The organism is Bradyrhizobium sp. USDA3010 (assembly GCF_056429065.1).
Genome location: NZ_JBWJZD010000004.1, coordinates 259,198 through 272,237 on the forward strand (window position 1 = coordinate 259,198; position 13,040 = coordinate 272,237).

At 65.1% G+C, this 13,040-nt stretch carries 10 protein-coding genes; 3 read left to right on the plus strand and 7 right to left on the minus strand.

Annotated elements, in window-relative coordinates; translation table 11 throughout:
• Positions 1 to 3 precede the first annotated feature (3 nt).
• On the plus strand, positions 4 to 3,546 hold the full coding sequence (uca, locus tag AC066Y_RS09260; RefSeq protein ID WP_478273595.1) for an urea carboxylase: 3,543 nt from the start codon (positions 4 to 6) through the stop codon (positions 3,544 to 3,546).
• Positions 3,547 to 3,590: 44 nt separating this feature from the next.
• On the opposite strand, the gene AC066Y_RS09265 is transcribed toward uca, so the two are convergent.
• Positions 3,591 to 4,208 carry a GNAT family N-acetyltransferase gene (locus tag AC066Y_RS09265; RefSeq protein WP_478273596.1) on the minus strand — a complete coding sequence of 206 codons (618 nt, stop codon included), beginning with the start codon at positions 4,206 to 4,208 and terminating at the stop codon, positions 3,591 to 3,593.
• Between the two features lie 68 nt (positions 4,209 to 4,276).
• Between AC066Y_RS09265 and AC066Y_RS09270 the strand changes: the two genes are divergently transcribed.
• A complete protein-coding gene (locus AC066Y_RS09270; RefSeq protein ID WP_478273597.1) occupies positions 4,277 to 5,188 on the plus strand; it encodes a LysR family transcriptional regulator in 912 nt (303 codons plus the stop codon).
• A gap of 1 nt (position 5,189) precedes the next feature.
• On the opposite strand, the gene AC066Y_RS09275 is transcribed toward AC066Y_RS09270, so the two are convergent.
• The 6 genes from AC066Y_RS09275 to AC066Y_RS09300 all read right to left on the minus strand — a co-directional run bounded on the left by AC066Y_RS09275 (position 5,190) and on the right by AC066Y_RS09300 (position 11,762).
• Positions 5,190 to 5,885 carry an ABC transporter ATP-binding protein gene (locus AC066Y_RS09275; RefSeq protein ID WP_478273598.1) on the minus strand — a complete coding sequence of 232 codons (696 nt, stop codon included), beginning with the start codon at positions 5,883 to 5,885 and terminating at the stop codon, positions 5,190 to 5,192.
• Positions 5,885 to 6,634 (minus strand): ABC transporter ATP-binding protein, encoded by a 750-nt coding sequence (locus AC066Y_RS09280; protein WP_478273599.1) that lies wholly within the window; start codon positions 6,632 to 6,634, stop codon positions 5,885 to 5,887. The genes AC066Y_RS09275 and AC066Y_RS09280 overlap by 1 nt, the downstream gene beginning before the upstream one ends.
• The gene (locus tag AC066Y_RS09285; RefSeq protein WP_478273600.1) at positions 6,631 to 7,923 is read right to left on the minus strand and encodes a branched-chain amino acid ABC transporter permease; all 1,293 of its coding nucleotides are present in this window, start codon (positions 7,921 to 7,923) and stop codon (positions 6,631 to 6,633) included. Before AC066Y_RS09285 ends, AC066Y_RS09280 begins: the two co-directional genes overlap by 4 nt.
• The gene (locus AC066Y_RS09290) at positions 7,920 to 8,867 is read right to left on the minus strand and encodes a branched-chain amino acid ABC transporter permease (RefSeq protein WP_173638683.1); all 948 of its coding nucleotides are present in this window, start codon (positions 8,865 to 8,867) and stop codon (positions 7,920 to 7,922) included. The genes AC066Y_RS09285 and AC066Y_RS09290 overlap by 4 nt, the downstream gene beginning before the upstream one ends.
• A gap of 135 nt (positions 8,868 to 9,002) precedes the next feature.
• Positions 9,003 to 10,241 (minus strand): branched-chain amino acid ABC transporter substrate-binding protein, encoded by a 1,239-nt coding sequence (locus AC066Y_RS09295; protein WP_092123853.1) that lies wholly within the window; start codon positions 10,239 to 10,241, stop codon positions 9,003 to 9,005.
• A gap of 294 nt (positions 10,242 to 10,535) precedes the next feature.
• Positions 10,536 to 11,762: a TetR/AcrR family transcriptional regulator gene (locus tag AC066Y_RS09300; RefSeq protein WP_478273601.1), complete on the minus strand. Its 1,227-nt coding sequence runs from the start codon at positions 11,760 to 11,762 to the stop codon at positions 10,536 to 10,538.
• 121 nt (positions 11,763 to 11,883) lie between these two features.
• Between AC066Y_RS09300 and AC066Y_RS09305 the strand changes: the two genes are divergently transcribed.
• The gene (locus tag AC066Y_RS09305; protein WP_478273602.1) at positions 11,884 to 12,948 is read left to right on the plus strand and encodes a ketopantoate reductase family protein; all 1,065 of its coding nucleotides are present in this window, start codon (positions 11,884 to 11,886) and stop codon (positions 12,946 to 12,948) included.
• Positions 12,949 to 13,040 lie beyond the last annotated feature (92 nt).

The following is a 13,040-nucleotide window of genomic DNA, read 5'->3' on the forward strand; positions in this document are numbered from 1 at the left end:
GGCATGTTCAGCAAGGTCCTGATTGCCAACCGCGGCGAGATCGCCGGGCGGATTGGCAGAACATTGCACCGCATGGGTATCGGCTCGGTCGCGGTCTATTCCGACGCCGACCGCTTCACGCGGCCGGTGCTCGAGGCCGACGAGGCGGTGCGCATTGGCCCGGCGCCGGCGGCTGAGAGTTATCTCAACGTCGATGCGATCATGGCGGCGTGTCTTGCGACCGGCGCGCAGGCGGTGCATCCCGGCTACGGCTTCCTGTCGGAGAACCGCCGCTTTGCCGAGCGGCTCGCCGAGCATGGCATTGCGTTCATCGGGCCGCGGCCGGAGCATCTTGACGCTTTCGGACTCAAGCATCGGGCGCGCGAGATCGCCGAGAACAGCGGCGTGCCGCTGTTGCCGGGCTCCGGCCTGCTGGAGACTATCGACGAGGCGGTGCGAGAGGCTGACAGAATCGGCTTTCCGGTGATGCTGAAAAGCACGGCGGGCGGCGGCGGCATCGGCATGCAGCTCTGCCACGACATGGCGACGCTGCGCGAGCGGTTTGAATCCGTGCAGCGCACAGCGCGCGCAAGCTTCGGCGATGCCCGGGTCTATCTCGAACGATTCGTCGCGCGGGCGCGCCACATCGAGGTGCAGATCTTCGGCAACGGCAGGGGCGATGTGGTCGCGCTCGGCGAACGCGATTGCTCGCTGCAGCGGCGCAACCAGAAGGTTTTTGAGGAGACCCCCGCGCCGGGGCTCTCCGCCGAGATCAGGCAACGGCTGCACGCGGCCGCGGTGTCGCTCGGCAAGGCGGTGGCTTACGAATCCGCCGGGACGGTGGAGTTCATCTATGACGTCGAGCGCGAGGATTTCTACTTCCTCGAGGTCAACACCCGTCTCCAGGTCGAGCATCCGGTCACCGAACAGGTCACTGGCGCCGACCTCGTGGAATGGATGATCCGGCAGGCGGCCGGCGAGGATGTGCTGGGCAAGGCAGGCGCACTCGCACCAGCGGGCGCGGCGATCGAGGTGCGGCTCTACGCCGAGAACCCTGGCGCCGGCTTTCGCCCGAGCGCGGGCCGGCTGACGCAGGTCAGCTTTTCGCCGGATGCGCGCATCGACGGCTGGATCGAGACCGGCACCGAGGTCTTCCCGTTCTACGATCCGATGCTGGCCAAGATCATCGTGTCGGCCGAGACGCGCGATGCCGCGATCGCAAAGCTGGCGAAAGCGCTGGATGACACGGTCGTTGCCGGGATCGAGACCAATCTCGATTATCTCCGCGCGATCGCGGCGTCTGACATGTTCCGCAGCGGCAAGGTGGCGACCAGTGTGCTCGGCGCATTCGCCTATCGCCCGCGCACCATCGATGTCGTCGCACCCGGTGCGCAGAGCGGGGTGCAGGAACTGCCCGGCCGGCTGCATCTCTGGCATGTCGGCGTGCCGCCGAGCGGGCCGATGGACGAGCGGTCGTTTCGTCTCGCCAACCGCGTGGTCGGTAATCCGGAGACCACGACCGCGCTGGAGCTGACGGTCAACGGGCCGACCTTGCGCTTCAACACCGATGCGATCGTCGCGCTCTCGGGCGCACGCATGAAGGCAGCGCTCGATGGTGCCGAGGTCGCCCATGATGAGCCGGTCTCCGTGCGCGCCGGACAGACGCTCGTGATCGGCAGCATCAAGGGCCCGGGCCAACGCGCATATCTCGCCGTGCGTGGCGGCATCGACGTGCCCGAGATCCTGGGCTCGCGTGCGGTATTTGCGCTCGGCGCGTTCGGCGGCCATGCGACGGGCGCCCTGAAGGCCGGCGACGTGCTGCATATCGGTGCCGAGCGATCCGATCTCGCAACGCCGCGGCGCGCAACGGAGGACGAGCGACCGCAGCTCGCATCAGCGTGGCAGATCGGCGTCGTCTACGGCCCGCATGGCGCGCCGGATTTCTTCCTCGACGAGGACATCGAAACGCTGTTCGCGTCGAGCTACGAGGTGCACTTCAACAGTGCCCGCACCGGCGTGCGGTTGATCGGTCCGAAGCCGCGCTGGGCCCGCACTGATGGCGGCGAGGCCGGGCTGCATCCGTCGAACATTCATGACAACGCCTATGCGGTCGGCTCGATCGACTTCACCGGCGACATGCCGATCATTCTCGGCCCCGATGGACCGAGTCTCGGCGGCTTCGTCTGTCCGGCGGTCGTCGCGCGCGACCAGCTCTGGAAGGTCGGCCAGCTCCGGCCCGGCGACACCGTCCGCTTCGTGCCGGTGAAACGCGACGATCCGGTTGCCGGCCCCACAGTGCTGCGCGCGCCCGAGCTCGGCTCTGCCATCGTTGGCCGTCATGATGACGGCCCGATCCCCGTGGTGTACCGCCGCGCCGGCGACGACAATATGTTGGTCGAATATGGTCCGATGGAGCTCGACATCGCGCTGCGGCTCCGCGTCCATGTGCTGGCGCAGGCGCTGGAGGATGCGAAGCTCGGCGGCCTGATCGACCTCACGCCCGGCATCCGCTCGCTGCAGATTCATTATGACGGCACGGCGCTGTCGCGAACGAGGCTGCTCGACGTGCTGCGGCGGATCGAGCGCGACTTGCCGCCGGTCGATACCATGCGGGTGCCGAGCCGCACCGTGCATCTGCCGCTGTCGTGGCGGGATCCTGAGGCCGAGCTTGCGATGCGCAAGTATCAGGAGCTGGTCCGCGCGGATGCGCCATGGTGTCCGTCGAACGTCGAGTTCATCCGGCGCATCAACGGGCTCGGCAGCGAGGACGACGTCCGCCGCATCGTGTTCGACGCGAATTATTTCGTGCTCGGCCTCGGCGACGTCTATCTCGGCGCGCCGGTGGCGACGCCGCTCGACCCGCGGCACCGGCTGGTGACCACCAAGTACAATCCGGCGCGGACCTGGACGCCGGAGAACGCGGTCGGCATCGGCGGCGCCTATATGTGCATCTACGGCATGGAAGGTCCGGGCGGCTACCAGCTGTTCGGCCGCACCATCCAGGTCTGGAACACCTGGCGCACCACGCGGGTGTTCGAGCCCGGCCATCCCTGGCTGCTGCGGTTCTTCGACAAGATCCGCTTCTTCCCGGTCGATGCCGATGAACTGCTGGACGCCCGCGCTGCATTCCCGCACGGCCAATACGACATCAGGATCGAGCAGGGTGAATTCTCCTACGCCGACTACGCGAAGTCGCTGGCCGAAGCGCGGCCGTCGATCGCCGCGTTCAAGGCGACGCAGCAGACCGCGTTCGATGCCGAGCGCCAGCGCTGGCGCGAGATGAAGCTCGACGAGACGCCGGTGGAATCGATCGATGCAGGGGCTGCGGCAACCGGCATTCCCGACGGCCAGGTCGGCGCGTTCTCGGAAGTGCCGGGCAACATCTGGAAGATCCTGGTCGAGGAGGGCGCCGTGGTCTCAGCCGGCGACACACTCGCCATCATCGAGTCCATGAAGATGGAGATATCAGTGCATTCGCCGAGCGCGGGCCGCATTGCGTCGGTGCCGGTCAAGCCCGGCCAGACGTTGCGCGCCGGGGATGTGGTGGCGTTGATCCGGCCGGAGTAGATTGGGCCGCGTCGGTCTGCTGCGGTCCTATCCCCATCATGGCCCTATGGGGGACGATCGGACGGAAGCCGATAGCACCACGCCTCGTTGGCAAGGAGCCGGCGCTGTCGGTCGGCGATGGCAGGCCATCCGGAGCGTACCGCGCTGAGGACCGCAGCGTCGGCGGATGGACCTCCATCGCAAGCAAAATAGGCGCGAAGCCGTCCTTCGCAGCGGAAGCCGAGGCCGGTGTAGAGCTCGAGCGTACGCCGCAGGCGCCAATCCAGATGCATCTCGGCCCGCTCGACGGCGAGCACCTCGAAAGCATACCGCGTCATGAGATGCGCGACATGGCTGATGAGCAGGACCTCGTCCAATCGTCCGCTGCTCCAGATCGGCGCAAGCGTCGCCCGCTTCTCCTCCGGCTCGATCGCCGCGAAAGCGGTAAGGCCAACGATGTCGCCCGACCCGGCGTCCTCGATCGCGAACGCGGCCGTGGCATTCGCGCAGCTCAGCGCGGCTGCCACGCGCGCGGCCGCGGCCTGGCCGGAGCCGCCGCGATCGAGCTGCCGAAGCATGCCGGCGTCCCCGAGCGGCTTGACCCGTGCGATCTCGGAACCGTGGATCCTGGTCAGCAGGATGCGGTCGGTGGCCAAGGCGGCATGGCTGTCTACGAATTGCATGCCCTATTGACGCATCGAACCAACATGCCGTCAAATGACCGGAATGGCAGTTCATATGCAGATTGGTCATGTCCCTGAATCCGAGACACGTTGACCTGTTTCGCGAGGTCGTGCGTCACAACGGAATCACCAAGGCGGCCCTGAGCCTGCGGATCGGGCAGCCCTTCGTCAGTCGCGCCATCGCGCGGCTGGAGCGCGAGATCGGCTTCGCGCTGTTCGAACGCGGGCGCGGCGGTGTCACGTTGACGCCGGAAGGCGAGATATTCCTGCATGAGGTGGAGCGCAACCAAGCCGGGCTGGAGTATCTGGCGCGTGCCGCGCGCGGCATTCGCGCGCGGGGCAGCGGGACGCTGAGGATCGCCTGCCTTCCGGCATTCACCTATTCGTTGATGCCACGGATCGTCAGCAAGTTCTCCAGGAAGAACCCCGGCATCATGCTGTCGGTCGCCGTGCACAGCCCTGAACGGGTCTGGAGTCTGGTCGCTGCGGGCCAGTGCGATGTCGGGCTGGCGCGACCCCAGTCAGGCTTTGCAGCGGTCGACGACGAACTGCTGATGACGACCGACGCCATCTGCGTGTTGCCGCGTCAGCACCGACTGCGGTCCAAGCGGTTGATCATGCCAAAAGACCTGCACGGCGAGGCGATGATCGCGGCAGCCCCGGGCGCGCCGCATCGATCGCGCCTCGAACGCGCCTTCGACGACGCCGGGGCCGAGGTCAGAACGGTGGCGGAGATTCAGTACAGCATGCAGCGCTGCGCGCTGGTTGCGCAGGGGCTGGGCTTCTCGATCGTCGATCCCGTCGTGGCGGGGGATTTTGCCAGCGCCCGGATCGTGCTCAAGCCGTTCGCGCCGCGGCTGGAGATCACCACTGTGCTGCTGTTTCCGTCGCAACGACCGCGCAGCCGTCTTGCGCTAGAATTTTGCGACCTGCTTCGCGCCGAGACCGCGGAATACAGGAAGGCCCGCGCTCCGGCCTGACTCACACTTCCAGCCATTCCTCGCGAATCGCGGCATTGGACTTGAGCTGCTCGGGCGTGCCTTCGAACACGACGCGGCCGTGGCCCATGATGTAGACGCGGTTCGAAATCTTCATCGCGATCGACAGCTTCTGCTCGACCAAGAGGATGGCGACGCCGGCCTTGGCGATCCGCGCGATCAACTCGCCAACCTGCTGCACGATCAGTGGCGCGAGGCCCTCGGTCGGCTCGTCGATCATCATCAGCTCGGGATCGCCGAGCAGGGTGCGGCAGGTGGTCAGCATCTGCTTCTCGCCGCCCGAGAGCACGCCGGCCGGCGTGTCGGCGCGGCGGGCGAGGTTGGGAAACATGTCGAGCATCTCCTGCAGCCGCCACTTGCCGGGGCGGCGCGGGTCCTTGATGCCGAGGATCAGGTTCTGACGAACCGTCAGGCTCGGGAAGATGTCGCGATGCTCCGGCACATAGCCGAGCCCGAGGCGGGCGATCTTGTGACTCGGCAGGCCCGCGATGTCCTTGCCTTTGAAGCGGATGGTGCCCTGCGGCGGCACCTCGCCCATGATCGCCTTGACGGTGGTCGAGCGGCCGACGCCGTTGCGGCCGAGCAGGCTGACCACTTCGCCGGCGGCGATGTCGAGATCGACACCCTGCAGGATGTGGCTCTTGCCGTAATAGGCGTGGAGATTCCTGACCTCGAGCATCAGTCGACCTCCTCGCCGAGATAGGCTTCCTTGACCTTCGGATTGCCGCGGATTTCTTCCGGGGTGCCGGAGGCGATGATGTGGCCGTAGACCAGCACCGAGATGCGGTCGGCGAGGCCGAACACCACGCTCATGTCGTGCTCGACGATCACGAGCGTGCGTCCTTCGGTGAGGCGGCGGATCAGCGCGACGGCGCGTTCTGTCTCGGCGTGGCTCATGCCCGCGGTCGGCTCGTCCAGCATGATGACGCTGGCGCCGCCCGCGATCGTGATGCCGATCTCGAGCTCGCGCTGCTCGGCATAGGTGAGCAAGCCCGCCGGCACGTCGCGGCGATGGCTGAGATGGATGTCGTCGAGTATCTGCGCGGTGCGTTGCTTCACCTCGGGCAGGTTGTCGACATTCTTCCAGAACGCGTAGCGGTGGCCGGTCGCCCACAGCACGGCGCAGCGGACGTTCTCCCACACCGTCATGCGGGCGAACACGTTGGTGACCTGGAACGAGCGCGACAGGCCGCGCCGGTTGATCTCGAACGGCCGCAGGCCCGAGGTCACCTCTCCGTTCAGCCGGATCTCGCCCGAGGTCGGCTTGATGTGGCCGCTGATCAGGTTGAACGTCGTCGACTTGCCGGCGCCGTTCGGGCCGATGATGGCGTGGCGCTCGCCCTTGGCGACGGTCAGATTGAGGTCGCGGATGATGCCGACATTGCCGAAGCGCTTCTCGACGGCGTTGACTTGGATGGCAGCGGTCATGCCAGATACCCCCGATCACGAGCCACTGTCGCGGCGCGATCCCAGGCTTCGGCAACGCGCCGCCAGGTGATGCGCGCGACCAGGAAGCCGCCGACGACGAGAATCGCCGCAGTCGCCCAGGTCGTCGGCGCGGTGGCGGCGAAGGGAATGCCGAGCAGATTGATGACGTCGCCACCCGAGAAACGCGCGACGGTCTCGATGCTCAGGATGATGCCGAGCGCCAGCGCCAGCGTCGGGATCGCCGCGACCAGATAGGGCGGGATTACGGTGCCGAGCGTGCCGGCGCGGATCAGCGGACGGTGCTTCATCAAGATGCCGGCCATGCCGCCCGGCGCGAACATCACGATGGCGATGAAGATGATGCCGAAATAGAGCTGCCAGACCGAGGTGACGTTGGTCAGCCCGAGCTGCAGGTACGTCACGAGGATGGCGCCGAGGATCGGACCGAAGAAATAGGCGGTGCCGCCGATGAAGGCTGCGAACAGCACGAGGCCCGACTGCGTCGCGCCGAGATAGGCGGAGTTGGCGATCTCGAAATTGATCGCGGCGAGGCCGCCGGCGATGCCGGCGAAGAAGCCTGCGAACATGTAGGCGAGGTAGCGCACCACATGCGGATCGTAGCCGATGAACTCGACCCGCTCCGGATTGTCGCGCACCGCGTTGCAGATGCGCCCGAGCGGCGTGCGGGTCAGCGCGTACATCGCGATCGCCGAGACCATTACCCAGAACGCGATCAGATAGTAGACCTGGATCTGCGGCCCGAAGGTCCAGCCGAACAGCGGCATCAGCGCGGTGCGGTCGGTGGTGATGCCGGATTCGCCGCCGAACACGCTGCGCAGGATCAGCGACGATGAGGCCACCAGTTCGCCGATGCCGAGCGAGATCATCGCAAACACTGTGCCGGCGCGCTTGGTCATGACCCAGCCGACCACCAGCGCGAACGCCATGCCGCCGATGCCGCCCATCAGTGGGATCACCGGCAACGGGATCGGCCAGTTGTGGCTCGCGACGGCGTTCATGGCGTGGACGGCGAGGAAGCCGCCGAGGCCGTACTGCACGGCGTGTCCGAACGACAGCAGCCCGGTCTGGCCGAGCAGGATGTTGTAGGACAGCGCGAAGATGATCGCGATGCCGATCAGGCTGAACGAGGTCAGCGAGCCGCCGGAGGAGAACACCAGCGGCAGCACCACGAGCGCGGCGGCTGCGATCAGCCAGACGCCATAGAAGCTCAGGGCGCCGCCGGACTCATGCTCGGCCGCGGCGGGCGCGGGGGTCACAGCGTTCGTCATGACTCGCGCGTCCCCAAGAGGCCCATGGGGCGGAAGATCAGGACCAGCACCAGCAGCAGATAGGGCAGGATCGGCGCGATCTGCGCGATCGTGACGTTCCAGATGTCGGTGAGGGGCGAGGCGCCGAGGCTCGGATCAAGCGGCCCGAACACGCTGGCGAGCGAGCCGTTGAGCGCGACCGCAAAGGTCTGGATCAGCCCGATCAGCAGCGAAGCGATGAAGGCGCCGGGCAGCGAGCCGAGGCCGCCGAACACGATGACGACGAACAGGATCGGGCCGAGCAGCGCGGCCATGTCGGACTGAGTCACCAGCGAGGGACCGGCGATCACGCCGGCGAGACCCGCCAGCGCGCTGCCGACGCCGAACACCAGCATGAACACGCGGCCGACATTGTGACCGAGATGGCCGACCATGCTCGGATGGGTCAGCGCGGCCTGCACGATGAGGCCGACCCGCGTCCGCTTCAGCGTGACCAGCAGCGCGATGAAGATCACGACCGAGACCACCAGCATGAAGATCTTGTAGGCGGGGTAGTTGGTGGAGAACACGGTGAAGGCCGGAAAGTCGAGTGCCGCCGGAACTCGATAGTCGACCGGGCTCTTGCCCCAGATCATCGAGACGATTTCCTCGATGGCGAAGGCGAGACCGAAGGTCAGCAGCAGTTCGGCGACATGGCCGTGCTTGTGGGTGTTGCGCAGGCCGTAGCGCTCGACGCCCATGCCGACGACGCCGACCAAGAGCGGTGCGATCACCAGCGCCGGCCAGAAGCCGATCCAGCGGGTGAGCTGAAAACCGAAGAACGCGCCCAGCATGTAGAAGCTCGCATGCGCAAAGTTGAGCACGCCCATCATGCTGAAGATGACGGTGAGCCCGCTGGACAGCAGAAACAACAGCATGCCGAACAGGACGCCGTTGAGCGTCGAGATGACGATGAGCTCAGCCACGGCGCACCCGCTTGAGACTGGAACGGTTCACGTGATCAATAACCTGTCGACGAAATGAACTACGGCACCACGACGCTGCCGGAAGGTGAACGCCTCCGCAACCCTGTGGTCGCGGAGGCGCCTAGCAGCGGCCGATCAGGGCCGCTTCATGTTGCAGGTGGTCGGAAGCATCGTCTGATCGGTGTCGATCTTGGAGACGGGGTGCCAACCCCAGCCGGTGTTCTCTTCGTCGAACGGCTCCTTGGCCTTGTCGGCCAGCGTTCCGAACGAGGAGATAATGATCGGCTGGAAGAACTGGTGGTCGTCCTTGCGCATGAAGCCGTCGCCGCCGTCGAACACTTCGAACTTCATGCCCTCGAGTGCAGCTGCGACTTTCACCGGATCGATCGAATTGGCTTTCTCGGCGGCGGCCTTGAACATCCGCATCTCATTGACGGCGCGCGGATACCACACGGAAATGCCGGTCTTGGCGCGGAAGTCCTTCTCGAAATCCATCGCCGCCTTGTTGCCGGAGTTCGGGATGCCCTCGCTGATCTGGAACACCTGGTGGTCGAGACCGGTCTGCTTGATCGCGGTCGGTCCACCGGCGCCGCCGGCATAATAGGTGTACCAGTTGACCTTGAGGCCGGCATCGGCCGCGGCCTTCAGCAGCAGCGCGAAGTCCTGTCCCCAATTGCCGGTCACGACAGTGTCGGCGCCGGACGCCTTGATCTTGGCGATGTAGGGCGAGAAATCGGTGACCTTGAGCATCGGGTGCAGCTCGTCGCCGACGATCTGGATATCCGGCCGCTTTTCGCCCAGCATCTTGCGCGCTTCTGATCGCACCGACTGGCCGAACGAATAGTCCATGTTGATCAGATAGACCTTCTTGATGGACGGCTGGCCCTTCATGTAGTTGGTCAGCGCAGCCATCTTGATGTCCGAGTTCGCATCCCAGCGGAAATGCCAGTAGCTGCACTTCTCGTTGGTCATGCTCGGATCGACCGCGGCGTAGTTGAAGTAGAGCACTTCCTTACCGGGGTTGCGCGAATTGTTCTTGGTGACGAAATCTTCCAGCGCGGCACCGACCGACGAGCCGTTGCCCTGGGTGATGTAGTGGATGCCGGCGTCGACCGCCTTCTGCGCCTGCACCAGGCTTTCCTGCGGATTGGTCTTGTTGTCGAGCGGGACGATCTCGACCTTGTGGCCGAGGATGCCGCCCTTGGCGTTCAATTCGTCGGCGAGGTACTGAAACGTCTTCAGGCCGCCTTCGCCAACGCTGGCGCCGCCGCCGGAGAGCGGATCGATATAGCCGATCTTGATGGTTTCCTGCGCGGACGCCGCGCCTCCCAACACCGTCAGCGCTGCCGCGGCGGCAACGATCAGCTTATGCATCCTGCGTTCCTCCCTTGCTCATGTTTCTGATTGATCTTGAACGATCGAGGCCGTCTCATAACCCCAATTGCCGCGCCTTCGCAACTTTCGCTTTGAATATGGCGTCAAGTTTTAGCGGAAGGTAGTATAATGTTATAGGCTATATGCCTTCGGAATTGGTCGCTGTTTTGAATTACAGGTAAACTTTTGGATGGGGGGCCTGCGCTCGCACGCTGGCTCACCATCCGGAACCGATGTCGTCCCCTCCATCCGATGCTCCAGCATCGCTAAAGCAACTGGAGGCGAATTGATGGCTCAGGCCGGATGCCGGCGCGGCTTGAGTCCCGAAAGAAACAACTGCGCGAAATGATCGGCGATCTCGGCTGGAGACCAGTCGCGCCTGGTCTTGAACCAGATCGGATACCAGTGGCCCATTCCGGTCAGAATACGCTCGGCGAAGTAGGTGTCGATGCGGCGGAAGCGGCCCTCATCGATCCAGCGCTGATAGCTGTCCTGGTCCTGCCGGATCGTCGCCAGCACCTCGCCGACATAGGCCTTCCGGTCAACGTCGTTGAGATAGTTGATGTTATGGTAGGTCGCCTTCGGGCCGCAGGGCGTGTCGTGCAGCATCAACAGCAAGCGGATCCTCTGCACGATGTGATCGAATGCGCCGAGGCGCTGGTCCTGCAGGTGCTCGCGAATGCTGATCTCGCCGGCGAGCCCGCGTCGCAGGCAAGCCAGCAACAGGCTCTCTTTTTCGCTGAAGTGATAGTAGATGCCGGCGCGGGTCATGCCTGCATCGACGGCGATGCTCTCGAGCGACGTGCCCGACGCGCCCCTGCGGTTGAAGCTGTCGGAGGCAATCGAAAGCATCCTGTCGAACTTTGCGGCCCGCTTGTTCAACGCCGCGCGAGACTCCAGGAATGGGGCAAGGCTGAGCGGTTCGGGCATCTCGGGAACCGCGATCTCGCGCCGGTAAACGCCGTGCGTGATGATGTCGTCGATGGCATCGATCGCCTGCTGGCGCGTGTAGTAGTCGCGTTCGGACAGCCAGAACGGCACCCAGTCCAGGATGGAGATGAGCGCCACCGCCGTGAGCAGCGGTTCGTCGCAGGCGATCGAGCCGTCCGCCACGCCCCGATCAAGAATCTCCGCAAGCCGCGCGGCATTCTGCCAGCGCTTGGCATGGACTTCGCTGCTGTAGGGAGCAGCCAGGGCATCGATATCGGTGAACAGGATCATGCGCTGGGCTTCGGGCCGCAGCCTGCCGCGCACGAAGCGTCTGACGATCTCGAGCCCGTCGATGCCGGGCTCGGCGGCCGCTTCGATCTCGTGCCGATAGATCGCTAGTCCCCGCAGATAGCAGTGGAAGATCAGATCTTCCTTGTCGCGGAAATAGTGGTACAGCGCGCCCGGCACGGCCCGAACCGACGCCGCGACCTGCTCCATCGTCACGTTCGCGTAGGAGTGGCGGGCAAACAGCCGGGAAGCTGACAGGAGGATTTCTTCAGCCCGATCCGTCGGGTCGGCGGCGACTTGCAAGCTCGAATGCCCTTCCTGATCGCGGAACGAAAATCCGTACGCGAGATAATCCCCTTGGCAGCAGCTTGTCGATCTGCGATAGACGTTGGTATACCATACACCAGCGGCTTTTGGAGAGAGCATGGCGCGCAACATTCTGATCCTTGGGGCTTCCTACGGCTCCCTGCTGGGGACCAAGCTTCTGATGGCGGGGCACAACGTGTCCCTGGTGTGCCGGAAGAACACTGCGGACCTGATCAACCGCGACGGCACCGAGGTGCGCATCAAGCTGCGTGACGAGAAGGAGCATCGCTCGATCTTCTCGCGCGACCTGCCGGGCAAGCTCGACGCCGTCACGCCCGCCGATGTCGACGTGTCGCGCTACGACATGGTTGGCCTTGCGATGCAGGAGCCGCAATACACCAACCACACGGTTCGCGTGCTGATGATCAAGATCGCGGCGGCGAAGCTGCCCTGCCTGTCGATCATGAACATGCCGCCGCTGCCGTATCTGAAGCGGATCCCCGCGCTCGCCGGCATGGACCTCGAGGAGGCCTACACCAACGCCCAGGTCTGGGAGCGCTTCGAGCCGGGCCTCGTCACGCTGTGCTCGCCGGATCCGCAGGCGTTCCGTCCGCCGGAGGAGAAGGCCAACGTGCTGCATGTCGGCCTGCCGACCAACTTCAAGGCTTCCGTTTTCGCCGACGACAAGCACAACAAGGTGCTGCGCGAGCTCGAGGCCGACATCGATGCGGTGACGCTCGACGGCCAGGACGTTCCGGTCAAGCTGAAAGTGTTCGATTCGCTGTTCGTGCCGCTGGCGAAGTGGTCGATGCTGCTGACCGGCAATTATCGCTGCATTACGCCGACCGAGCCGCAATCGATCCGCGACGCCGTCCACAGTGATCTCACGCGCTCGCAGGCGATCTATGACCATGTCGATGGGATCGCACGGAAGCTCGGCGCCGATCCTGCCGATCAGGTGCCGTTCGCGAAATACGCCAAGGCGGCGGAAAGCCTGCTCAAGCCGTCATCGGCGGCCCGCGCGGTCGCTGCCGGCGCGCCGTTCATCGAGCGCGTCGATCTGCTGGTGAAGCTGATCTCGCACCAGCTCGGCACGCCGAGCGCCGAGATCGACCGCACCGTCGAGACCGTCGATCAGAAGCTCAACGAGAAGATCGTGCAGGGCGGCTCGGGCGCCGAGTGACGGGAACGCACGTTGACGGCGGGGCAGGGCTCGAACCTGAAACCCGACTATCATGAGCGACGGGATAGCGATCAGATTCGTTGATCTTGCTG

Excerpts from the sequence above, each read along its gene's own strand:
- uca (WP_478273595.1), top strand. The coding sequence starts at position 4 with ATGTTCAGCAAGGTCCTGATTGCCAACCGCGGCGAGATCGCCGGGCGG.
- AC066Y_RS09265 (WP_478273596.1), bottom strand. The coding sequence starts at position 4,208 with ATGCAATTCGTAGACAGCCATGCCGCCTTGGCCACCGACCGCATCCTG.
- AC066Y_RS09270 (WP_478273597.1), top strand. The coding sequence starts at position 4,277 with ATGTCCCTGAATCCGAGACACGTTGACCTGTTTCGCGAGGTCGTGCGT.
- AC066Y_RS09275 (WP_478273598.1), bottom strand. The coding sequence starts at position 5,885 with ATGCTCGAGGTCAGGAATCTCCACGCCTATTACGGCAAGAGCCACATC.
- AC066Y_RS09280 (WP_478273599.1), bottom strand. The coding sequence starts at position 6,634 with ATGACCGCTGCCATCCAAGTCAACGCCGTCGAGAAGCGCTTCGGCAAT.
- AC066Y_RS09285 (WP_478273600.1), bottom strand. The coding sequence starts at position 7,923 with ATGACGAACGCTGTGACCCCCGCGCCCGCCGCGGCCGAGCATGAGTCC.
- AC066Y_RS09295 (WP_092123853.1), bottom strand. The coding sequence starts at position 10,241 with ATGCATAAGCTGATCGTTGCCGCCGCGGCAGCGCTGACGGTGTTGGGA.
- AC066Y_RS09305 (WP_478273602.1), top strand. The coding sequence starts at position 11,884 with ATGGCGCGCAACATTCTGATCCTTGGGGCTTCCTACGGCTCCCTGCTG.